The organism is Aestuariispira insulae (assembly GCF_003385955.1).
GTDB lineage: Bacteria > Pseudomonadota > Alphaproteobacteria > UBA8366 > Aestuariispiraceae > Aestuariispira > Aestuariispira insulae.
Map to the genome: position 1 here is coordinate 328777 of NZ_QRDW01000001.1, position 23220 is coordinate 351996.

The window sequence follows — 23220 nt, forward strand, 5'->3', positions numbered from 1 at the left end:
TTCGTGAACTGTTCAGTTCTAAGCTACCGCACCTGGCAGATGTCAGTTGGCTGCGAGAGAGATTAGTTGGAGCATCAGATTCCCATGGATAGACGACTACCACCGGGCTTGGTATTTGAGAAAGCGCCCGCTGTCGTAAAGTGGTTCAATACTGAAAAAGGGTACGGTTTTGTAACACCGCAAGACTCCGAGCGTGACGCATTGCTGCACGCATCAGTACTGATTAAAACCGGATTGCAGGGGTTACCGGAGAAAGCATCCGTCGTTTGCGATATCGCTGAGGGCCGCAAAGGATGGCAGGTCACCGAAATTCACGAAGTGGATTTGGAATCCGCCCCAAGCCCGGTTGAAGAGAATGATTCAGCCGCGCTTCAGGTTGGATCTGTTAAATTTTACAACAGTGCCAAGGGGTTTGGCTTTGTCACGCCGGATGTGGGCGGCCGTGATGTTTTCATTTCAATCCGCACGCTTGAGCGAAGTGGATTGATGTCGCTGGAAACCGACCAGCGTGTCAAACTGACCGTGCGAGACAGCCCGAAAGGGCCCCAGGCCACCAGCGTCGAACTGGTCTGAACCGTCCGTGACAGAGCAGGCAACACCGATTGTGCCTGATCACGCCGCCGCCCAGTCTTACTGGGCGGGGAAAGCGGGTGATTGGGTTCAATGGGCCGATCCTGTTGCCAGGCTGGCCGAAAAAATCAACATACCTTTCCTGGAATCTATAGACCTGGCACCGGGCCATCGTTTGTTGGACCTGGCATCCGGCGCGGGTGAGCCCGCCATGAGCGCGCTATCGATCGCAGGAGAAAACGGCCTGGTGGTCGCCACGGATTTCGTGCCCGGCATGCTGACGGGCCTCCAGAAACGGCCTGGTGCGGATCAAATGAAACTGGCCGCCGCCGATATGCAGGCCCTGCCCTTTGCCGATACTGTTTTCGACAGGATCAGTTGCCGGTTCGGTATCATGTTTGTACCTGATCCCGCCGCGGTCGCTCGCGAATGCAGACGTATTTTGTCAACAGACGGTGTATGCGGTTTCATGATCTGGGGACCGCAAGAAGATCAGACCCTGTTCAGCATTCTGTCTCAGGCTGTCTTTGATATTCTGGGACAGGAACCGGACAGCCATCACCAATCAATCTTTCGCTTCGGCAGAAAAGGTGATCTGCAGGATATTTTCCTTGATGCCGGCTTCCATTCCGTGGTCGAAACGGATCAATATCACAAGGCCCGTGCGCACTTGGACCGCCCCTTCTGGCAGGCACAACTCCATATGACTTACGGGCATCTCCTGACCGATCTGGACCAAGCTGCACTCGATCACCTGAATAATCACATCCTTTGTCTTTTCAAAGATTTACCAAGAGACGAACAGGGATCAACGATCCTCAACAGCCACACCCGGATACTGATCGCCCAAAAAGGTTAAGCCATCCCTTCCCCTTGATTGTGGTACAATTTTTCCACCTGACCATTTCATAACTCGGCCCAACTGAGAGAAATACATATTTCAAGTGAGGAAATGCCGTGTTTTACCGACTGAAAACCCAGTGCTGGAAACTCATGATCCTGGTTCCCCTGGCAATGCTGGGCGCATGTGCCAGCCAGCCAGGTGAGTTTTCCGGACGATCCAAAACCACCATCCTGGTGATGGCGGATGATTCTGATCCCACCACCCTGGCCCGTTCCAACAGCACCCATTACCGGGTCAATGCTGGCCTGAAAGGGGCCATGTCCCGCCAGGGTTTTCGATTGCTGGACGAAAATTTTGCCGAAGCCCAGCTGGGATGGCGGTTCCATGATCGCCAGCCGGAATCCGATCTGATCCAGGCAGCAAAACTGATGCGGCAGTCCGGGCAGGCCAATCTGCAGCCCGAAATCCTGGTTCTCTACCGCCTGCACAGTCGGCACCGTGACAATGGTTATGCAACGGTTGTACGCACAAGGCTGGCCGGTGCGATCTTTGACATCGCCGGGAACCGATTCCTAGATGAATTTGAATTACCGGTCGCGGAATATTCCGCCCCCGCCGATTGCAATCAACGCTGCATGGACAGAGTGGTTGGGTCCAAGGCAAAAGATATATCCAATCGCCTTGGGACCGTTCTTGGCCGAAAACTTGCCGCTTACAGCCCCGGCGGCAAAGACCGGAAATATGAAGATGACCGGGATGATTTTGATAATGAAGACAGTTTCAAGCTGACTCTGGAAGGTTTCAATTCCGAGGAATCTCGGGAAATCATCCGGGTCATGACAAATGAATTTCCAGGCTACCAGGATCTTGAGCTGATCAGCAGGAACCGCACAACAAGACTTTATCGCTATGACAGCAAAGCAAGCCGGGCGAAACTTGAAAAATGGATCGTCATCCTTCTGAGCGATATGGGTTTCAACCCGGATCACGAGGTGGACATCACAGTTGCGGGCAATCGGATTTCGGTCACGCGCCTGGATATCCTGGATCCCTATCCCCCGAAAAAAAAGCAGAACAAAAAATCGCCAAGATTTCAGTAAAACCTCCTACCACCGAACCCCGCCAGCCGGCGGGGTTCTTTCTTTTCAATATCTTACCAAGCTGTTCAAAAAAATGCGGCTGACCTTTTCATAGATCGTTCCAGCGCTTCGAAAGGCGCATGAAACGGATGAATAAGGAATGCCACTATGACCAAGCAATTCAACAGCCCTGTAAAAGCCACCGGCCTGGCGCGCCTTGGTCGCGCGGCCATTCTGGGCACCGCCCTCGCCTCTCTTGCCGCCTGTAACGGCATGTATGGTGCTAAACAACCCACCGGCGAAGGGATCGGTTATCATGATGCCCGTTATCAGGAAATCGCCGCAATGCGCGAATATCGCGCCTGCCGTGACGAGGCCCTGGAATTGGACGCCCAGGCACGCCAGACCAAGTCGGCCGCAAAATATATCGCCAGCGCCAAGCTGATCGACGGCTGTGAGGCCAACCTTGGCCCGGAAGCGCGCGGCGTTGCCGTTGTAGAGCGGATGCGGGCCTACGGCCTGAGCATTCAGAATTATCTGAAAGGCGGCGAGATCGCGAACGCCCAGAATAATTTCGAGCGTTTCCAGCAGGAATTTGCCGGCAAGGACCTCTATTACGCCGACGGTAGCTCTTTCACAGAAACCATGAGTGCGTTGCTCTCGCGTGAGGAAACCACCTCTTACGGCCAGTTCTCCCTGCTGAATGTGAATAGTGATCTGAAGGCCGAAATGCGCCGTGTCAATTATTGGCAACAGAATTGATCAGGCCCAAAACGGAGGATTGAACCATGAACAGTTCCCATAAAAAACACTTCCGTCAGGCCGTTTTATGCGGCGCGGCTTTGGCCATCTTCATCGGTTTTGGCTCTCCCGCCATTACTTTTGCCGATGTGCCGAACTGGTCGCCGAAGGCCAGTGAACGCCTGGTGAAACTGCCCGGCAATTACTTGAAAAAGGCGATCGACCGAGATTTTGCCGGGTCTGAGCTTGCGGGTGCCATCAACGATATCGGCAGCCAGGTCAACCTGAAGAAACAAAGCATCAAGGACCTGGAGGAAGCCGCCGAGATGGCAGATGGTGACGTCCGGATCGAGCTTCGCCACCAGCATCTAGCCGAAAAGCAGGAGTTCATCAAACTGATGGGCGAGCGCCAGGATTTGCAGCGCAAGCAAGTACAGACCCGGATCACCCTTTATAAACGTCTGTTGAATAAACTGCAGCGCGAAAACCGGGGCACGGACCCGGAAACGCAACAACTGGTTCAACAGCAGGAAGAAGCCCGCCAGCGGTTTGAAACGGTTGCCGATCAGCTGGATCTGGAACTCTTCGGCGAGCCCGGTGTCAAACAGAGCAAATATTCCGTGGAATATGCCAAGAACTATGCCGCCATCCAGCAGTTGAGCGCCGCAATCAACAGCCACCCAATGAACCAGCAGCCGGAAATGAACGGCGAGCCGATCAGCAAGCAGGATTACCTGCGCCAGTTGATCCAGACCGCAGAATCCGAAAAAGCCCTGCTGGATCAACAGGACAGCATTCTTGGCTACATGGCCAAACTGGTGGCGCTGGATGCGCTGGCCCTGGCAGAAGACGTCCAGGACGAACAGTTGGGCTTCGACCCGGATGATGAAGAACAGGAAGATCCGCTGGCAGTTGCCAACAATGTCGATCTTTTCCTGAACTGACCCTGATGAAGCCCTTGAATAGACTTAAGGAGACTTGAACCATGAATATCTTACTCAAAAGCACCATTTTGTCCGTGGCCCTGGCCGCAGCCGGCATTACCACCGCTCAGGCGGGCACGCTTGAAAACCTGGAACGGGAGCGTGCGGAGACCATTCAGGTGATCCTGGATCCCAGCATCAGCGCGGAAGAGCGCCAGCAACGTTTGAACCAGTCCCGCCACCGACTGGTGGATATGGAGCGTATGGTCCTGCGCGATAAGGATCTAAAAGGCAAAAACACGCCCGTTGTGCGGGTTGCCTTCCGCAATTACGACCTGACCTTCCTGGCCCATGCCGCAACCGAAAAGCAGGTCACCATGACCGAACAATGGCTGGAACAGGTGGGGGTCACCACCAATACCCTGATGAATGCGCGTGTGGGGCGGAAATAATGAAACAGCTTGCTCCAACCCTTGGGAACGCCTCCCGGACGCTGAGTTATCTGTTGGGTGGGGTGGTTGTGACCCTGGCGATTGCCGCCATGACCACCTCGCTCAGCATCCAGGACATTGCCCAATGGATGGGGCAGGTCCTGGGACCGACCTTCGTCACCCTGCTCACGATCATGGTTGCCGGCACCTTGTTTTGTTGGGTGAATATCCTGCGCCGCACCGGTGAGACCGCCGTCTGGCTGGAAGCGGGCATGCATGCCGCCAATGGCATTACCACGCTGGCACTGACATTCACCCTTCTTGGGATCAGCTTAGGCATCGGCACTCTGGCAGACCAGACCCTGACACCGGAAACCGTTCAAGAGGTAATCCGGGGGCTGACCGCGCAATTTTCACTGGCCTTTCTGACAACCGTGATCGGCCTGCCACTGGCCGCTCTGCTGCGTGCACTGATCCTGGTTACCTATACCAATATCCGGGCGAAACAGGCCCGCATGCCCCTGCTGACAGGAGGACAATGAGATGAAATACATTATCTTCAATATCGTGGTCGCCGGCGCCCTGGTTTATCTGGTGGCGGGAGATGATCTGCAACTGCCGACCAGCCCGACCGAAGCGATTGAAAACACGGAAGTTCGGCTGGATGAAACGATCAATAAAATCCGACCAGAAGTAGAGAAGACCGCCTCTAAGGTCGCGGAAGAGGTCGCCGAAAAGGTGGCCGCCCGGGTGGCCGATGAAATTGCCGCGCGCCTTGAGCAGGAGCGGGTGTCCTCCCTGCAAATCGCAGCCCGAAGCACTGCACCGATCGCACCCGGGCCGGACCATGTCCCGGCGCAGGCCGACCCGGTCACCGCGGCCATGCTGGACCCGGAAGATACGCTGTATCAGGATCCCGCCATCGGCCTGCCGGAGGAGACCGCCATCGCCGAAACCCTGCCGCCGATCGAAGAGGTTCAGATTGCCCCTGTCACCACCTATAAACCGATCGATGGCCTGGAGGAAGCAGTCGGTCAATCCCGCGAAATGGCCGGAGACTTCAGCCCGCCAACGCCGGACAGCATCCAGATCGCGGAAGGCGAGCAGATGATGGCACCGCGCGATCGCCAGCGGGAGCTGGATGCGCTCGCCCAGAATATGGAAATGATGTTTTTGAACCGGGCCGGCCAATAAGCCCCATGTGATTCGAAAACGCTGTTGAGGAGAGACAGGATCATGAAACGGACCGGAAATTTTGCATCCATTGCCTTGATGCTGGCCGTTGCCCTGTCTCTCGCCTGGCTTAAATGGCCGCAGGATCGGGCCGAACAACGGGAAGAGACGGTTCAGAAGAAACAGAGCCCGGCTCAAATGTCTGAGACTGAAATCCGGAAAGAACTGGAACGAGCCCTGCAGGAACAGGCGCAGATGAACACGGTCACCCTGCCCGCACCGCCGCCGGCACCAGCGATGGAAACGAACGCCGCAGTTGTGCCGGATACCGCTGCTAAAACCCCAAAGCCGGCGGAGAAACCGCTCAAAACCAGGTCCGTCTTGAAACCGGAAGCGCAAAAGCCGACCCCGGTCAGGGCGGTGCAGCCCCTGAAACAGGCTGCCCCGCAAGATCCGCCGACCACAAAGAAGAGAAAGACGATTGAGCCGATCAAGCCCCGGAAACGGACTAAGATTGTAGAGGTTACCCGGACACCGATCCAAACATTTGCCCCCACCAGGCCTGAAACAATGAGACCGGTCATTGAGCCAATAAAACCCATCAAGGCCGAGTTGCCCCAGGATAATCAGGAACAGCCGGATCCCCAAGACCGCCCGGAAAAAACACATGAGAACTATCCGACAAATGACAATGCCGACCTGGTTGCAGATGCGCGCGGGCAAGCGCTCTCCGCGGCAAAAGAACTCCCCGCCGCCAAGGCCGAACTGGATGACTGGCGTAAACAGGCGGATCAGGTACTCCATGTCTCTGCCAGCCAGTCAAAATCGGAGGTACAGGCCGGGCGCAGCCTCTTGCGTTTGCTGGAACATGGCTCCGGCCCGGCCATCGAGATCGCCTGGCCGTCGAGCAACCGGGAGCGTATGGCCCTATTCGACAGTTTCAACGCTTGTTTCGGCATGGTGACCGCCGTCATGGACCGCTCCGGCATGCTCTATCGGGAAGGCGGCCGCTCCGGTAAACCCTGGCAGGTTAGCATGGATGCCTATAGCGGATTCGTCCGCCAGCCATCCGGCGCCGTCATCCAGGCGGAAGAGAAAAAGGCCGCCCTGATTCGCCGCCAGCACCGCCTCGCCGGGCCATCCACCATGGTCCGGGTTTTCCCCCGGTCTGTCGATGCAGTCATATTGGGCGGCTTGAGCCGACTGATAGGGCATCGCTACAAGCAAGCCCGCGTCATTCATGCGCGCTATCAAAAATCCGGCCGCGGGCTGGAGATCCGTTCTATCATGGTAGATGGCACCCCTGTTTCCGGAACAATTTCCGTGGAAGCCTATCGTCATTGCGGAGGGCTAACATGAAGATATCCTTCAAACCCAAGAGCCCCCTGATCCTGGCCACAGCCGGGTTAGGCCTAAGCCTGTTGTCGGCTTGCGTCACCACCGAGCATGTACCCTATGGAGCACGGGATGAAAAACCGCTCACTCTGGGCCGCACGGTCGAATATGAGATCAACGACCGGTTCTACCAGGATGCACCGGAATGCGTGACCATTCTGCCGGTGGATACAGGCGGAGACGCGCAGACGACGATCCACCTAGCAGTTGAAGATGCAGTTTCGCGCTATATGCGTATGAAGATGACCCGGGTGATCGATCGCACGGACCGTCGCCTGCTGGAACGCCGACTGGCGGTCGATCTGTCTCACTCATCCGACCGCTCAGCCTACGCCCGGACCAGCCGTTGTCGCCATTTTGTCCGCATCCGCCCCTGGGGCGGCGGCAATCAATATCTGGTCTTCTGGTCACGGGAGAGCATCGGCGCGGAGGTTTCCATTGTGCGCGCCGATGACAACACCCCGCTCTGGAAAGCACGCCATGTGGCGTCACGATCCGATGGTGGGCTTCCGCTCAACCCGTTTTCCGCTGTTTTCAGCGCCTATGAGGCAAATGCCCTGTCCAGTGATTCTGAAATACCGCTTTCGTTGGCCGATGATGTGGCCCGCAATATCGTGGCGACTATTCCCACCATGCGGCGCAGCACCATCACCCAATACAGCTACACCCCCACAAAGCCCTTTGGTACGAATTGACCGACAATCAGCAAAAATTTAAACTGTACAAATATTTAGAGGATGACGCTGATGACCGAGCACAAATGTAAAACTCTCCGGAAATGTCTGCATTTCATTGTCTCAGCGGGAATTGTCCTCACAGCCATTGCCGCCCATGCCCAACAGGATAACAACATCATCGACAGCCGCGATCTGATTGGCCAGTTGACGCCTGTCACCGGCGAGGTCGCCATTGTCAATCTTTCCATCCCCTTCAAAATCGGCTCTGCCGACCTGACCGCCCAAGCTCGGGATCAATTGAACCAATTGGGTCAGGCTTTGCAGTCGGAAGCTCTCAGCTTGATGGATGTCGGCCTGTTCGGCCATACCGATGCCTCCGGATCGGCGGGTTACAATCTGACCCTTTCGGATAAAAGGGCTCAGATGGTGCGCGACTATCTGATCGAACACTTTAAGATTGATCCGGAAAAATTAACGGCACGGGGATATGGCGAGGAACGCCTGTTGCACCCAGAAGCGCCACTGGCGGCGGAAAATCGCCGTGTAGAAGTGGTGACCACCCGACCGATCACCGGCACCCCACCGCCGGAAGGCGACACACAGGCCATCAACTGACCGCCGACCCCGGGACAGGATATTGTATAGGATTATGATCGCTTTCACGCCTTTTGCCAGAAAACTTCTTACCGCCCTGGTGCTGCCGCTTATTCTGCTCAGCTTCAAGGGGGCTGCCATGGCTGCGGATGCGGACCGCACCCTTCGCAAGCTGGCCATCGAGATCATTTACGACGTGCCTCGGGGCAAGAAGCTTGCGATCCGGCCGTTCTTCGACCAGGAAACTGATCTGCCGCGTGATATCGCCGACAGCCTCTACGATTCGCTCTTCACCGCCTTTTTCCGGGTGAGCGCCGGGGACCATGTCTTCGTCGAGCGCCAGAACCTGATCAAAATCATGCGGTCCCGTGAAGAGTTTTATGCCGAAGATCTGGAGCAATTGCTGCGGTCAGCAAAGGCAGATGTGGAAATCATCTGTACCCCGACCCCCCATGTTGACGGCGTGCTGCTTGCCTGCAATGCCAGCGACCTGCTGCATGCCACCACTCTGGGCCGGGCACAGGCGGTGATTCCGCTTGATGCCAAGAAAAGCGGCGCACAACCTTATGAGCTTGCGCTGTCAGACATTGCCTTCCAGGTCGCGCCTAAGCTGGGGGATCTGAAGGCCATAGACCGGATCGCCATCCGGGACCAGAATAAGGGCAGCCAGACCGACCTTGGCGCTTGGCTTGGAAAACAGCTAGCAACACAGGTGGAAAGCCGGGTTTCCCAGAAACAGCGGCAGGATCAGGAACAGTATGAACGCCAGCGGGAGTTGGATGAAACCGCACAGGAAACCATGCAACCCACCGGCCATTATTCCCTGACCGGCACGCTCTATCGGTTGGACGAAACAACCCTGCAATTGCTGGTCAGTTTCGATCATCGCGGCCAGACCGCAGCCAAAGGCAGTGCCAAACTGACCTTGGCATCGCTCCCCGAGTCCCATCAGGAATCCCAGAATATCAGGGAGCGCGTCTTCAGTGCGGTTGGAGAGGCCATAGTATCCGCAAAACTGGACCAGGATGCCGCGCGCCGCGCCGCGCAGAACCTGGCCCGCGCGCGCGTGGTTGCCCAGGCGCTAGGCATTCCGGGGCCCGCAGTCAAGGAGATTGTCAGCGAGGCCGATGCCGCCCATGCCCTGACCAAGACCCTGAGCGCCGGTATCCCGATCGAGGAACGCTTCATCGACATCAATCCCACCGGACCCGGTGAGCGGATCGCGGTTGAAATCCGCGCCAGGGTCCTCCCCGTTGGAACCGTTCTGGTGCCGGACGTGAAAGCCCGGCTCAGCAAAGGAACCTATCGTGCGATGGAGCCGATCTATCTGGATGTTTCCAGCACAGCCACCGCCTTTATCGGTGTCTATTCCTGGGGGGCCGATAATCGTGTCGTGCGAATATTCCCGAACCCGCGCCGCCCGTCCCTGGCGGTTGAGCCAGACAGCCCACTTTTGTTGCCGGGTGAAAAGGATGGCCGTTTCATGTCCATGCCGCTGCCGGGCTATGACAATCCCGAGGATCACGAGGCCCTGATCGTAATTGCCAGCAACAAACCCACCGATTTTAAAAGCCTGGCCCCGGAAGTCGGACAAACCCTCTCGGAAACGATGAAACGATCAACCGACGGCAGCCAGTTTTTCAATGCCTTGAGCAAGCTGGATGTCAGCCGGATCTCTATTCATATTCTCCCCTATCAGGTTCGGCGCTGATAACAACCAGTCAAGCTGGCCTGGACAGGTTCCATACGCATGCGTATGGTATCGAAGTTTTCATCCGACGGCGGCACTATCCGTCGTCACTGGACAGACCTTGTCCCGGTCATTATAAACGGCAGGCTAAACAAGGGGGACCTTAAGGTCTCTCGCACAGGTACAGGACGGTGATTTCTCATGGAATTGATTCACACACGCATTCGGCATGACTGGACGCTGGAAGAGGTAGAAGCGATGTTCGCAATGCCCTTCATGGATCTGCTGCATAAGGCCCAGTGCATTCATCGTGAGAATTTCGATCCCAATGAGGTCCAGGTTTCCACCCTGCTGTCCATCAAGACCGGTTCCTGCCCGGAAGATTGCGCCTATTGCCCGCAGAGCGCGCATCACAATGCCGAGCTTGATAAAGAAAAGCTCATGGAAGTGGAAAAGGTCCTGACCCAGGCCCGCGCCGCCAAGGATAAAGGAGCGACCCGATTTTGCATGGGTGCCGCCTGGAAAAACCCCAATGGCCGTGATTTCCCGTATGTCCTGAAAATGATCGAGGGGGTTAGGGATCTGGGTATGGAAAGTTGCATGACCCTGGGGATGCTGTCGCCCGAACAGACCATCGCTCTGAAAGAAGCCGGCCTGGATTATTACAACCATAATCTGGATACCAGCCGGGAATATTACGAGAAGATCATCTCGACCCGGACCTATGACGACCGGTTGAACACATTGGAAAATGTCCGCAATGCCGGGATCAATGTCTGCTCCGGTGGCATCATGGGCATGGGAGAAACCGAAACCGACCGGGCGAATTTGTTCCGGGAGCTGGCCAATCTGCCTGAGCATCCGCAAAGCGTGCCGGTTAACCTGCTGATTAAGGTCAAAGGCACCCCACTGGAAAATGTCGAGGACCTGGATCCGTTTGATTTTGTCCGTGCCGTGGCTGTCGCACGGATCATGATGCCGAAATCCCACGTTCGCCTGAGCGCCGGCCGCGAGATCATGGATGACGCCACCCAGGCACTGTGTTTCCATGCCGGCGCCAATTCGATTTTCTATGGTGACAAGCTGCTGACCACCGCCAATCCGGCTGCCGACAAGGACCGGGAACTGTTTGAACGTCTGGGTTTGCGCCCGGAAGGGGCGAAATGCAATGGCCGACATCAGTCCGTACAGGAAGACGCTGCAGCAGCTCAGCACGCTTGAACGCAGGCGCTCCCTGAAACCAACAGCGGGGTTCGATTTCAGCTCCAATGATTTTCTGGGTCTGAAAAACCATCCCGCCGTCCGGATGGCCGTTGAACACGCCCTGTCCGACGGCATGGACCTTGGGTCCGGCGGTTCGCGCCTGCTGCGCGGCAATCACAAAGCGTTTGAAGCGCTGGAACAGGATGCTGCCAGTTTTTTTGGGGCGGGTGCCGCGCTTTACATGGCGTCAGGCTTCATGGCCAATTTCGCCCTTTTCAGCACTCTGCCCCAGCGCGGTGATGTGATTTTGATGGATGAATTGATCCATGCCAGCGCCAAGGAAGGCATCCGCGCTTCCTTCGCGAAATCATCCAAGATCGCCCATAACGATGCGAACGCCTTTGAGGCTGAGATCAAACGCTGGCGGGAAAAAGGGGCTAAAAATATCTGGCTGGCGGTTGAAAGCGTCTACAGCATGGATGGCGACAAAGCGCCAATTGCGGAATTGATGGCCATTGCCGACCAATATGGCTGTTTCCTGGTCGTCGATGAAGCCCACGCCACCGGCATACAAGGGCCAAACGGTCGCGGGCTTGCCGAACCGTTTGAAGGCCGGGAAAACCTGATCTCCATGCATACATGCGGCAAGGCTCTTGGTGTTTCCGGTGCCCTGATCACCATGGATGCCACCCTCTGCGATTTCATGGTCAACGCATCACGTGCCTTCATCTACACAACCGCCCCCTCACCCGTGATGGCGGTAGCAGTCCGCGAGGCCCTTGCCCTGGTGGACCGCGAACCGGAGAGACGCAAAGAATTGCTCGCGCTCGCTGCAAAGGCCAAAAGCCGCTTGGTTGATTACCTCCCGCCATCAAAAGATGGCAGCCAGATCCTGCCCGTCATTTTAGGGACTGATGAAAAAGCAGTGAAAGCAGCGGACTATATGCAAGCGGCGGGGTTTGATGTCCGGGCCGTGCGTCCGCCAACCGTACCGGAAGGGTCTGCGCGATTAAGGGTTTCCATCACCTTGAATATCGACGAACAGATCCTAGATGCCTTCTGCGGCAAACTAGCCGACGCGCTTTGACGACCATCATAAGAACAAAGATATGGGAGGGTTGGATTTGACCAACGGCTTCATCGTAAGTGGCACAGATACCGAGATCGGCAAGACCGTTTTTTCCGCCATGCTGACATTGGCGCTGAAAGGTGTTTATTGGAAACCGATCCAGTCAGGCCTGGAGGAATTGTCAGATACAGAAACTGTCCGCCGTATGACCGGCCTCAGCCTCGGCCATTTCCTGCCTGAGGCCTATCGCCTCAACACCCCCGCCTCACCCCACTATTCCGCCGAGCTGGATGATGTCGAGATTGATGTCAGCCGTCTGGATCCGGCCAAGCTGGAACCGGAAATTGCCAATGCACCGATGATCATCGAAGGGGCCGGCGGCCTTCTGGTGCCGATCACAAGGGAACTGCTAACGATCGATCTGTTCAAAAGCTGGAATATGCCGGTGATTTTATGTGCCCGCACCAGTCTTGGCACCATCAACCACAGCCTGCTTTCTGTGGAAGCCTTGAAGGCGCGGGATATGGAAATCGCCGGGATCGTCTTTATCGGAGATGAAAATCCGGACAATGAACGCACCATCACGGAATTTGCCGGGGTGACAAATCTGGGCCGCCTGCCCCGCCTGCCGGAGCTGGACGCCAAGAACCTGCGCGAGACCTTTAACAATCATTTCAAACTGGGTGAATTCGGAGCCTTCCTATGAGCGATATCAAGAAAAAATCACCAATCTGGCACCCGTTCACCCAGCATGCGCTTTTCCCCGAAATGACCCATATCGCACGCGGGGATGGTGCCTATCTTTATACCAAGGACGGGCATCGGCTGATCGACGGTATCTCCTCCTGGTGGGTGGTGACCCACGGCCATTGCCACCCAAGGCTCCAGGCCGCAGCAAAAGCCCAGATGGAAAAGCTCGATCAGGTGATTTTTGCCGGCTACACCCACGACCCAGCGGAAGAAGTTGCCCGCGGCATGGTAGACCTGACCCCGGACGGGCTCGACTATGTCTTTTTCTCCGACAGCGGCTCCACCAGTGTTGAAGTTGCTCTGAAGATGGCGCTTGGCTACTGGTATCATATCGGGTCCAAACGCTCGAAAATCCTGGTGATGGAAAACAGCTATCACGGAGACACCATCGGCACCATGTCGGTTGGCGAGCGCGGAGTTTATAACAATCCTTATAATTCCCTGCTTTTCACCGTGGACTGCCTGCCCTTCCCAGCCAAGGGCGCAGAACAGGAAACCCTGGATCAGCTGGAAGCCAAGATCAAAGCCGATCCTGACGGCGTTGCCGCCTTCATCGTCGAGCCCCTTATTCAGGGTGCCGGTGGCATGATGATGTATTCCGCCGAAACGCTGCGCGAAATGCACCGGATCTGCCAAGAGCATGACGTTCTTTTCATCGCGGATGAGGTTATGACCGGCTGGGGCCGGACCGGCACCCTGTTTGCCTGCGAGCAGGCCGGCATTGTGCCCGATATCGCCTGTTATTCCAAAGGCATCACTGGCGGTTTCCTGCCCCTGGCAGTGACCATGTGCCACGAGCGGATCTTTAACGCCCATTATTCCGAAGACCGGTCAAAAACCTTCTTCCACAGCAGCTCCTATACCGCCAACCCGATCGCCTGCGCCGTTGCGGCGGAGAATATCAGGATGTGGCAGGATGAACCTGTGATGGAGCGGGTGAGCCGCCTGGCCAGCTCCCATGCAAATTGGCTGGAGGCGCTGGCCCGGGATGACCGGGTCGAAAATCTGCGCCAGTGCGGCACGATCGCAGCCTTTGACATAAAGGTGACCGATGGCGGCTACCTGAGCGATATCGCCCCCAGGCTCTACCGGTATTTCCAGGAAAACGGTATTTTGCTCCGCCCGCTCGGCAATACGGTTTATCTGATGACCCCATATTGTCTGAGTGATGATGATTTGTCCCACCTGTACGGCACCATCGGACGGGCCTTGGACGATTTAAGCTGATCATCGCACACCGAGGATATTCGCCGATCTCATATGATCCAGGTCAATGACAGTTGCCTGCTGCAAGTGAATTGTGGCAGGTAACGACAACTATGTTTCAGGACCAACGGACATGACATGCACCTGCCAGGAAGCGGCCATCACCGCTTATGCCCAGCTCCGCGCCAAGGGCATCCTCCATGAAGACGCGTTGCAGGCAGCCAAAACCATCATCAAGCTGCGTCATCGTGATTTCAGCCAGCCCGAAATCGACCGCTTGGCCCATGAATGGACAAGCAACGGGGCCATCTGATCCGGGTCACCATCGTCAAATCCTTCATTCCTCTTGCTTTTGCCGGTTGAAAACCTTATAACCCGGCCATCGTTCAAGGCTTGTCCCTGCCGGGGCAGGCCTTAGTTTGTGAAACTGCTCCTTGCCGGGGAATCTATTTCAAGTCCTCGGCTAGGGTCAGGCGGCAGATGAGAAAGCCTATGTTTTCAAAAGGTTGCGCTGACCCAACAAGAGCCAAAGGGAGTGGCATATATGCCCAACTATGAAACTGTTTTGATCGCGCGTCAGGACGTTTCTGCTACTCAGGCAGAAACCCTTGCCGATCAGTTCCAGGGTTACCTGACCGCTGAAGGCGGTGAAGTTGCCCGTCGCGAATACTGGGGTCTGCGGAACCTGGCCTATCGCATCAAGAAAAACCGCAAAGGTCACTACATCCTGCTGAACTACACCGCGCCTGCGTCTGCTGTTCAGGAGATGGAGCGCAACATGCGTCTGTCTGACGACGTTCTGCGTTACATGACCGTTCGCACCGAAGAACTGCCGAGCGACGCCAGCGTTGTTATGCAGCGCAAGGACGAACGTGGTGGTCCGCGCGGTGATCGTGGCGACCGCGGTGACCGTGGCCCGCGCGGCCCGCGTCCTGAAAAAACTGAAGGGGGAGCAGAATAATGGCTGTTCGTCGTCCTTTCTTCCGTCGTAAGAAGACTTGTCCGTTCTCTGGTGAAAATGCACCGGCGATCGACTATAAAGACGTGAAACTGCTTCAGCGTTTCATGTCCGAACGCGGCAAAATCGTTCCTTCCCGAATCACAGCTGTATCCGGTAAGAAACAGCGCCTGCTGGCTCAGGCCATCAAGCGTGCCCGTTTCCTGGGCCTGCTGCCCTACGTGATCAAGTAAGGGGAGATTGACCAATGGAAATCATTCTTCTCCAACGCGTTGAGAAACTGGGTCAGATGGGTGACGTTGTTAACGTTAAACCCGGCTTTGCCCGTAACTTCCTGCTGCCGCAGAAAATGGCCATCCGCGCCAACAAGGACAACCTGGCCCGCTTCGAAGCTGAAAAAGCTCAGCTGGAAGCTGCCAACCTTGAGCGCAAGAGTGAAGCCCAGGCTGTAGCCGAGAAAATGGAAGGCCTGCGCGTCGTCCTGATCCGTGCTGCTTCCGAAGGCGGCCAGCTCTACGGTTCCGTCACCAGCCGCGACATTGCCGCTGCTGTCACCGAAGCCGGGTTCTCCGTATCCCGGAACCAGGTTCTGATGGAAAAGCCGGTTAAAACCCTCGGTATCTTCGATTTCCGCGTGCGCCTGCACCCGGAAGTAGACGTGACTGTCTCCATCAACGTTGCACAGTCCGACGAAGAAGCCCAGGCACAGGCAGACCGCGTTGCCCGTGGTGAGCCCGCTGTTCTGACCGCTGCTGAACTGGACGCCCAGATCGCAGCAGAGGTTGCTAAAGAACAGGCTGATGCCATTGCTGTTGCAGCGGCAGAAGTTGAAGCCGAAGAAGAAGCTGAAGCTGCTTCCGAACAGGCTGAAGAAGCTACCGAGGAATAAGCCGCAAGGCTGGTTTTTCGAACCGCATCTTGGGAAAACGGCGCAACATCAGTTGCGCCGTTTTTCTTTTACACCCCTTCCAGACCCGTCCCGCGGCGCAACGCGATCTTTTCCGCCAAAGCGCCTGATGGCGTGATGAAGTCATGCAAACGGTACCCGTCAGGCTCATTCATCAGACTGACCACATCTTCACCGATCTGTTCGCGCGCCCAATGCCACATGCTCAGCAATGCGGTCTGGTCAAAAAACCACGCCATATCCGACAAGTGATGACGGATCAAATGGCACAGGACCTCCAGATAAAGCTCAGCCTCCTTTGATTGACCAAAATAGATGCTGGTGGCCCACTGACGCAGCCAGGGCACAGTTGTGCTGTCCTGGAACAGGCTGATCTTGTCAGTTCGCGCGCGATGAAGATAGCGATCAAAATCATTCACCTCCGCCACATCGATATCCATGCATAGAATATCAGCCGTTCCCGCTTTTAAGAGGCGCTGCACGTGTAAAAACCGGCTGCTCGCACAATAGGGCGCAAGATTTTCGCCCTCAAATGGCTCAACGGTAGCCGTGACCCGCTCCCCAAAGCGGGCCAGAACCGCCTCTATCTTCGTTTCATCACCATCCATCACATGGATATGGACCGGTGCAATACCTCCCACTGCCTGGATAAACCCCTCGCCAAACCGTTCAAAATAGCTTTGGTCGGCAAGCGTAAAAATGTGAAGCGGACCCGACAATACCGGCCGCTTCCCACTAACGGATGAAATATCGGGATCCCAGGCGGGCGCGGCCTCCGCCCTCATGGCCTCTATTTCCGAGGGGCTGAAAAACATCTCAATAATCCTGCCGGAACGCTGAACCTGCGGCAGGCGATCCAGCTGACAGCGGATTTTGTCCGGCATGTCATTTAACCGGCGCAGGATGGCACGCCCCTGTTCTACAGGACCAAGACAGGTCCGGGCGGCACCAACACCAAAGACGGTGACCGCATCAAACATATCCCTGATGTCCGGTACCGGAATAGCCGCCACCTGGGCCAGCAAATGCGGACTGTCGGCTACGATATTGGATACCAGGGTCGAAAAATAGAGCGCGGCCCCGTCCCCGAACAGCTCCTCCCGCTTTTCAAACAGTGGTCGGCACTGCCCATGCAGGCCAGCCATCACAGCATAGAGGCCCAACATGATCCAATTGTCCTTGTTTTCCGGTTCGGCATGGATCGCAGCCTGCAACTTTCCAATCCGCTCTTCTATCTCCAAACCGGTAACCTCTCATCTTATCCACAGGGAAAGCACGTTATCCCCAGCCTATACATAACCTTCCCCAGTGACCCTAGCCCAGTGAAATGCTATTTTCAAACCAGTAGCAATGGGTCTTTGGATAACAAAACAGATGGCTGACAACGTCGCTTCCCACGGAAACGTCACCCCACTTAACGAAGCCACCGCCGACGGCAAGCTGGTCCGCCAGCCACCGCGCAACGAGGAAATCGAAGCCGCGCTTCTGGGTGCGCTTTTGCGCAACAACCGGGCTTTTGAAAAAGTCGGTGATATCCTTAAGGCGGATTATTTCTTCGCACCGGAACATCAATGCATCTATCTGATGATCAAGAATCTGGTGGATGCAGGTCAGGAAGCCAGGCCCACCACGCTTGCCCATATTGCCGATGCGGAACCTATTTTACGGGAAGTAGGCGGTTCGGAATATCTTTACGAGCTGGCCGCCAACGTGGTCACCGTCATCAATGCGGCCGACTATGCCCAGACCATTGCGGATCTCTATTTGAAACGCGAATTGATCGGGCTTGGCGAGGATGTGGTCAATGACGCCTATGACCTGACGCTTGATGAAGATGCCGCTCGCCAGATCGAAAAAGTCGAACACCGGCTCTACAACCTGGCCACCAGCGGCGAGCTGGACCGCGGGGTCACCTCGCTGAAAGACGCGGCTTTCAAGGCATTGGAACATGCGGAAGAAGCCTATAAGCGCGATTCACATGTGGTCGGCGTCACCTCGGGCTTCCGTGATATCGACAATATGCTGGGCGGCCTCCATGGTTCGGATTTGATCATCCTGGCGGGGCGCCCCGCGATGGGTAAAACGGCGTTGGTGACCACCATGGCCTATAACGCCGCCAAGGCCTATCGCCAGTGGGAGGATGAACAGGGCAACATCCGCGAGGAAGGCGGCAAGGTTCTGTTCTTCAGCCTGGAGATGTCCGCCGACCAGCTGGCCGGCCGTATTCTTTCCGGTGAAGCCGGTGTGTCGGGTGACAAGATCCGCCGCGGCGATATCGACCAGGAAGATTTCACCAAAATCGCCAAGGCCGCCAATGTCCTGGCCAAGGCCCCCTTGTTTATCGATGACACCCCGGCCCTTTCCATTACCGGGATGCGCCAGAGGGCCCGGCGCGTGAAACGCCAGATGGGCCTGCATATGGTGATCGTCGATTACCTGCAGCTGCTGCAGGGGCCGCCGGACAAGAAGATCGACAACCGCGTGCAGGAGGTTTCCGAGATTACCAGGGGCCTGAAGACGCTCGCAAAAGAGCTGGAAATCCCCGTGATCGCCCTTTCCCAGCTGTCCCGTCAGGTGGAAAACCGCGAAGACAAACGCCCACAGCTTTCCGACCTTCGTGAATCGGGTTCCATTGAGCAGGATGCGGACGTGGTGAGTTTCGTTTACCGCCCGGAATATTACCTGCAAAAGGAACATCCGGAACAAAGGCCGTCGGAACCGCAGGACAAATTCCTGGAACGGCTGGCCCAGCATGAGTCCCGATTGGCCGAATCCCGCAATGTGGCCGAATATATTATCGCCAAACAACGTCATGGCCCTGTCGGTACGGTTGAGCTGTTCTTCGACAACGACTACGCTCGCTTCGGAGACCTTGACCGACATCATAACGACGACGAATTCTGATATGAATCTTAGCCATGCCCCCTGCCAACTTTCAATCGACCTCAATGCGCTTCGTGAAAATTACCGCCTGATTGATCGGGAAACCGGGAACGCACGGGTTTCGGCCGTGGTCAAATACAATGCCTATGGCCTTGGCATCGAAGCGGTGGTGCGAACATTGTGGGATGAAGGCTGTAAAACCTTCCTCACAGCCCAGTTGGATGAAGCCCTGCAGGTGCGATCCGTCCTGGCCGATGCCGAAGTCATAGCCCTGAACGGCTTAATGTCTGGTGAAGAACAAGTTTATCTCGAAAACAACCTGTTGCCGACGTTGAATGATCCGGGCCAGTTGCAGCGCTGGGCGGATTTTTGCCGCGCATATGACCGTACCCTGCCCGCCGCCCTGCATTTTGACACCGGCATGTCGCGCCTGGGATTTGCTCCGGCAGAATATCGGGAACTTGCCGAGAAGACGGATCGTCTCAACGGGATCGATTGCCGCTATCTATTTAGCCATCTTGCCTGTGCCGAACAGGCCGACCACCCGATGAATATCGCGCAGCGTGATGAATTTGCCCGTGTGATTCGCGCCTTTCCGGCCATGACCCATGCCCTGGCCGCTTCCAGCGGTGTTTTTTTGGGGCCGGAGTGGCATTTCGGGATGGTCCGGACCGGTTTGGCGCTCTATGGCGGCAATCCTAATTTGAAGATGACCAACCCCATGCGGCAAGTCGTTAAATTAAAAGGGAAAATCCTGCAAATCCGCGAGATTGACGCCCCCGAAACCGTTGGCTATGGTGCGCTATACACCGCGCCAGGCAAACAAAAAATCGCGACGATCGGTGCCGGATATGCCGATGGCTATCCAAGGCGATTGAGCGATCAGGCTGTCGTGATGTATCAAGGACAGGCATTGCCGGTGGTTGGTCGCGTTTCCATGGATTTGACCACGGTGGATGTCACCGATGTGCCGGGGGTTGTGGCAGGCGACATGCTGGACCTGATAGGTCCAGGCCAGGATATTAATGATCTGGCGGTTCAGGCCGACACCATCCCCTATGAGATCTTGACCAGTCTGGGCGCGCGTTATCCGCGCGTCTATGAGGGAGAATGACTGAATGAACCCGCTCCGGCCGCTGGGCGCCGCCTTCCTGAACTTCCTTGAAGCCGCGGGCCGCCTGACCCTGTTTGCGCTCAATGGCCTCTCCCATTGTTTCCGCCCGCCTTTCTACCCGCGCCTGATCGGTCGACAGATGATCGATATTGGCTACTATTCCCTGCCTGTTGTGGGTTTGACCACCCTGTTTGCCGGAATGGTGCTGGCGCTGCAAAGCTATACCGGCTTTGCCCGTTTTTCCGCGGAAGGCGCAATTCCCAACGTTGTTGTCCTCTCCTTGACCCGTGAATTAGGCCCTGTCCTTGCCGGCTTGATGATTGCAGGACGCATCGGGGCCGCCATGGCCGCCGAGATTGGCACCATGCGTGTGACCGAGCAGATTGACGCGCTGGAGACGCTTTCCACCAACCCGTTTAAATATCTGGTGGCGCCACGCCTGATCGCCGGCACCACCATGATGCCCCTGCTGGTCCTGATCGGGGATGTGATCGGGGTGTTCGGCGGCTATCTGGTCAGTGTCTACAAACTGGGTTTCAACCAGATCACCTATATCCAGAACACCTGGAACTTCCTGGAGTTCCAGGATGTGTTCTCCGGTCTGGTGAAAGCGGCGGTCTTTGGACTACTGGTGGCTTTGATGGGCTGTTATCACGGTTATAACAGCCGCGGCGGCGCACAAGGTGTTGGCACCGCAACCACCAACGCGGTTGTTTCGGCGTCGATCCTGATCCTGATCGCAAACTATATGATCACCGAGCTGTTTTTCGCACAATGACCAGGACCGCCACAGCCCCAGTTCAGGCTTCGCCCAAAATCGCCATGCGCAACGTGAAAAAGGCGTTCGGTTCCAAAGTAGTGCTCGACGGTTTTGACCTTGATGTCATGCCCGGAGAATCCGTCGTCATTATCGGCGGGTCCGGGACGGGAAAATCTGTCTCGCTTAAATGTATCCTGGGACTCCTCAACCCCGACAGTGGCGAGATTGATATCGACGGCCAGCCGATCCTGGGCCTTTCAAAACAAGACCGGGATGCGGTGAATGCCAAGATCGGCATGCTGTTCCAGAATGCCGCCTTATTTGATTCCATTTCCGTGTGGGAAAATGTCGCTTTCACCCTGGTCCAGGGCGAAGGCATGGCGCGGAGCAAAGCCCGTGACATTGCCATGGAAAAACTGGGTCAGGTCGGGTTGAGCGCCGAGATCGGCGAACGCAACCCGGCACAACTCTCCGGCGGGATGCGCAAGCGTGTGGGCCTGGCCCGCGCCATCGCCGGCGACCCGGATATTATTTTCTTCGACGAGCCCACCACCGGCCTGGATCCGATCATGGGCCATATTATTGACAAACTGATTGTTAAATGTGTGCGCGAGGTGGGCGCGACGGCTCTCACCATCACCCATGACATGGCAAGCGCCCGGCGCATCGCCGATCGGGTGACCATGCTGTATAAGGGCAAGAATATCTGGACCGACCGGATTGAGAAGCTGGATTCCTCCGGCAATCCCTATGTCCACCAATTCGTCAATGGTCTGGCGGAAGGTCCGATCGATCTGCCAATTTTAAAGAACTGAGGTCATTTCATCCGTGGCAAAGGCTAAGACCCGATATGTCTGTCAGTCCTGCGGGTCGGTCTACACCCGCTGGGCCGGGCGCTGTGACGCCTGTGGCGAATGGAACTCCATTTCCGAAGAGATTGTCGAGGCCGAAGCCCCCATTGGCGGCAAGGCTTCAACCCAGAAATCGAACCGCGGCCGCGCCCTTGAATTTGTCAGCCTTCAGGGCGAGAGCGCCCAGGCGCCGCGCCTGGTTACTGGCATCACCGAGTTTGACCGGGTCACCGGTGGCGGACTGGTCGATGGTTCCGCCATCCTGATCGGCGGCGATCCCGGCATCGGTAAATCCACCCTGCTTTTGCAGGTGACTGCGGCCGTCGCCAGAAAAGTCCCCTGCGCCTATGTTTCCGGCGAGGAAGCCATTGATCAGGTGCGCATGCGCGCCGCCCGCCTGGGCGTCGCCGACAGTCCGGTTCAACTGGCATCGGCGACCAACCTGCGCAATATCATCGCCACGATGGAATCTGAGAATAAACCGCGTGTGGTGGTGGTTGATTCAATCCAGACCATGTTCATAGATGCGCTGGAATCTGCCCCCGGCACGGTCGGACAGGTCCGCGCCTGTGCCCAGGAACTGATCCGGGTGGCCAAAAAACAGGGCGTGACCGTCCTGATTGTCGGCCATGTCACCAAAGAGGGGAATATCGCCGGCCCCCGCATTCTCGAGCATATGGTTGATACCGTCCTATATTTCGAAGGCGAGCGCGGCCATCAGTTCCGGATTTTGCGCGGGGTGAAAAACCGGTTCGGCGCGACCGATGAAATCGGCGTCTTTGATATGACCGAACAGGGCCTGATGGAGGTTCCCAACCCGTCTGAACTGTTCCTGGCCGACCGCCAGGACGGTGTTGCCGGTGCCGCGGTCTTTGCCGGCATGGAAGGCACCAGGCCGGTCCTGGTGGAAATCCAGGCCCTGGTCGCCCCCTCCCCTCTGGCGACGCCAAGGCGCGCTGTGATCGGCTGGGACAGCAACCGGCTCGCCATGGTTTTGGCGGTCCTGGAAGCCCGGGCGGGCTTCACGCTTTCCGGCAATGATGTTTATCTCAATGTCGCGGGCGGCCTGCGGATCAATGAACCGGCAGCCGATCTTGCGATCGCCGCGGCCTTGGTCTCTTCCCTGACCCAGACCCCGGTCCCCAGCGACATGGTGATCTTTGGCGAGATCGGCCTCTCTGGCGAGGTGCGCTCGGTCAGCCAGATGGACGCCCGGTTGAAAGAGGCGGAAAAACTGGGCTTTGCCCAGGCCATGATGCCCAGACGCCGATCCAAGACAAAATTAAAGAAAAGCGGGATCCGCCTGATCGAAATGCCGGATCTATTGGGCCTGGATACATTATTTGGCGAAAATGCGGCCAAAGGCACCGGACAGCGGCTGCAAAGCCTGGCGGGAGAGTAA

At 56.6% G+C, this 23220-nt stretch carries 26 protein-coding genes; 25 read left to right on the forward strand and 1 reads right to left on the reverse strand.

Annotated features, from left to right (window positions below; all coding sequences use genetic code 11):
* The first annotated feature begins 84 nt into the window (after window positions 1-84).
* The 20 genes from DFP90_RS01660 to rplI all read left to right on the forward strand — a co-directional run bounded on the left by DFP90_RS01660 (window position 85) and on the right by rplI (window position 16192).
* Complete coding sequence (locus tag DFP90_RS01660) at window positions 85-573, forward strand: cold-shock protein (protein WP_115934673.1); 489 nt, start codon at window positions 85-87, stop codon at window positions 571-573.
* Between the two features lie 7 nt (window positions 574-580).
* A complete protein-coding gene (locus tag DFP90_RS01665; RefSeq protein ID WP_115934674.1) occupies window positions 581-1429 on the forward strand; it encodes a class I SAM-dependent methyltransferase in 849 nt (282 codons plus the stop codon).
* A gap of 134 nt (window positions 1430-1563) precedes the next feature.
* Window positions 1564-2514, forward strand: a complete 951-nt coding sequence (locus DFP90_RS01670) for a hypothetical protein (protein WP_115934675.1) — start codon at window positions 1564-1566, stop codon at window positions 2512-2514.
* A 147-nt stretch (window positions 2515-2661) separates the two neighbouring features.
* Window positions 2662-3255: a hypothetical protein gene (locus tag DFP90_RS01675; RefSeq protein WP_115934676.1), complete on the forward strand. Its 594-nt coding sequence runs from the start codon at window positions 2662-2664 to the stop codon at window positions 3253-3255.
* Window positions 3256-3281: 26 nt separating this feature from the next.
* Window positions 3282-4178 carry a hypothetical protein gene (locus DFP90_RS01680; protein WP_115934677.1) on the forward strand — a complete coding sequence of 299 codons (897 nt, stop codon included), beginning with the start codon at window positions 3282-3284 and terminating at the stop codon, window positions 4176-4178.
* 41 nt (window positions 4179-4219) lie between these two features.
* Window positions 4220-4609 carry a hypothetical protein gene (locus DFP90_RS01685; protein ID WP_115934678.1) on the forward strand — a complete coding sequence of 130 codons (390 nt, stop codon included), beginning with the start codon at window positions 4220-4222 and terminating at the stop codon, window positions 4607-4609.
* Complete coding sequence (locus tag DFP90_RS01690) at window positions 4609-5130, forward strand: hypothetical protein (protein WP_115934679.1); 522 nt, start codon at window positions 4609-4611, stop codon at window positions 5128-5130. The genes DFP90_RS01685 and DFP90_RS01690 overlap by 1 nt, the downstream gene beginning before the upstream one ends.
* Window position 5131: 1 nt before the next feature.
* Window positions 5132-5782: a hypothetical protein gene (locus tag DFP90_RS01695; protein WP_115934680.1), complete on the forward strand. Its 651-nt coding sequence runs from the start codon at window positions 5132-5134 to the stop codon at window positions 5780-5782.
* A 42-nt stretch (window positions 5783-5824) separates the two neighbouring features.
* Window positions 5825-7120 carry a hypothetical protein gene (locus DFP90_RS01700; RefSeq protein ID WP_115934681.1) on the forward strand — a complete coding sequence of 432 codons (1296 nt, stop codon included), beginning with the start codon at window positions 5825-5827 and terminating at the stop codon, window positions 7118-7120.
* Window positions 7117-7851, forward strand: coding sequence for a hypothetical protein (locus DFP90_RS01705; RefSeq protein ID WP_115934682.1), 735 nt, complete (start codon window positions 7117-7119; stop codon window positions 7849-7851). The genes DFP90_RS01700 and DFP90_RS01705 overlap by 4 nt, the downstream gene beginning before the upstream one ends.
* Window positions 7852-7902: 51 nt before the next feature.
* Window positions 7903-8448 (forward strand): OmpA family protein, encoded by a 546-nt coding sequence (locus DFP90_RS01710; protein ID WP_181905134.1) that lies wholly within the window; start codon window positions 7903-7905, stop codon window positions 8446-8448.
* A 34-nt stretch (window positions 8449-8482) separates the two neighbouring features.
* Window positions 8483-10138 carry a DUF4384 domain-containing protein gene (locus DFP90_RS01715; RefSeq protein WP_115934684.1) on the forward strand — a complete coding sequence of 552 codons (1656 nt, stop codon included), beginning with the start codon at window positions 8483-8485 and terminating at the stop codon, window positions 10136-10138.
* Between the two features lie 180 nt (window positions 10139-10318).
* Window positions 10319-11338, forward strand: a complete 1020-nt coding sequence (gene bioB / locus DFP90_RS01720; protein WP_181905135.1) for a biotin synthase BioB — start codon at window positions 10319-10321, stop codon at window positions 11336-11338.
* A complete protein-coding gene (locus DFP90_RS01725; RefSeq protein WP_115934685.1) occupies window positions 11286-12407 on the forward strand; it encodes an 8-amino-7-oxononanoate synthase in 1122 nt (373 codons plus the stop codon). The genes bioB and DFP90_RS01725 overlap by 53 nt, the downstream gene beginning before the upstream one ends.
* Before the next feature lie 22 nt (window positions 12408-12429).
* A complete protein-coding gene (gene bioD, locus DFP90_RS01730; protein WP_218044548.1) occupies window positions 12430-13095 on the forward strand; it encodes a dethiobiotin synthase in 666 nt (221 codons plus the stop codon).
* Window positions 13092-14366, forward strand: coding sequence for an adenosylmethionine--8-amino-7-oxononanoate transaminase (locus tag DFP90_RS01735; protein WP_181905136.1), 1275 nt, complete (start codon window positions 13092-13094; stop codon window positions 14364-14366). Before bioD ends, DFP90_RS01735 begins: the two co-directional genes overlap by 4 nt.
* A 112-nt stretch (window positions 14367-14478) precedes the next feature.
* Complete coding sequence (locus tag DFP90_RS01740) at window positions 14479-14658, forward strand: hypothetical protein (RefSeq protein ID WP_115934686.1); 180 nt, start codon at window positions 14479-14481, stop codon at window positions 14656-14658.
* A 231-nt stretch (window positions 14659-14889) separates the two neighbouring features.
* Entirely contained in the window at window positions 14890-15306 is a 417-nt protein-coding gene (gene rpsF, locus DFP90_RS01745; protein WP_115934687.1) for a 30S ribosomal protein S6, read from the forward strand.
* Window positions 15306-15536, forward strand: coding sequence for a 30S ribosomal protein S18 (rpsR, locus tag DFP90_RS01750; protein WP_115934688.1), 231 nt, complete (start codon window positions 15306-15308; stop codon window positions 15534-15536). The genes rpsF and rpsR overlap by 1 nt, the downstream gene beginning before the upstream one ends.
* Before the next feature lie 14 nt (window positions 15537-15550).
* A complete protein-coding gene (rplI, locus tag DFP90_RS01755) occupies window positions 15551-16192 on the forward strand; it encodes a 50S ribosomal protein L9 (RefSeq protein ID WP_115934689.1) in 642 nt (213 codons plus the stop codon).
* Window positions 16193-16260: 68 nt separating this feature from the next.
* On the opposite strand, the gene DFP90_RS01760 is transcribed toward rplI, so the two are convergent.
* Window positions 16261-17424: a hypothetical protein gene (locus DFP90_RS01760; RefSeq protein ID WP_115934690.1), complete on the reverse strand. Its 1164-nt coding sequence runs from the start codon at window positions 17422-17424 to the stop codon at window positions 16261-16263.
* A gap of 160 nt (window positions 17425-17584) precedes the next feature.
* Between DFP90_RS01760 and DFP90_RS01765 the strand changes: the two genes are divergently transcribed.
* Genes DFP90_RS01765 through radA form a run of 5 tightly spaced genes read left to right on the forward strand, consistent with a single transcriptional unit; the run spans window position 17585 to window position 23220 of the window.
* Complete coding sequence (locus DFP90_RS01765; RefSeq protein ID WP_115934691.1) at window positions 17585-19114, forward strand: replicative DNA helicase; 1530 nt, start codon at window positions 17585-17587, stop codon at window positions 19112-19114.
* A gap of 1 nt (window position 19115) precedes the next feature.
* Window positions 19116-20207 carry an alanine racemase gene (alr, locus tag DFP90_RS01770; RefSeq protein ID WP_115934692.1) on the forward strand — a complete coding sequence of 364 codons (1092 nt, stop codon included), beginning with the start codon at window positions 19116-19118 and terminating at the stop codon, window positions 20205-20207.
* A gap of 4 nt (window positions 20208-20211) precedes the next feature.
* On the forward strand, window positions 20212-20985 hold the full coding sequence (locus DFP90_RS01775; RefSeq protein WP_115934693.1) for an MlaE family ABC transporter permease: 774 nt from the start codon (window positions 20212-20214) through the stop codon (window positions 20983-20985).
* Window positions 20982-21782, forward strand: a complete 801-nt coding sequence (locus DFP90_RS01780; protein ID WP_115934694.1) for an ABC transporter ATP-binding protein — start codon at window positions 20982-20984, stop codon at window positions 21780-21782. Before DFP90_RS01775 ends, DFP90_RS01780 begins: the two co-directional genes overlap by 4 nt.
* Before the next feature lie 13 nt (window positions 21783-21795).
* Complete coding sequence (radA, locus tag DFP90_RS01785) at window positions 21796-23220, forward strand: DNA repair protein RadA (protein ID WP_115934695.1); 1425 nt, start codon at window positions 21796-21798, stop codon at window positions 23218-23220.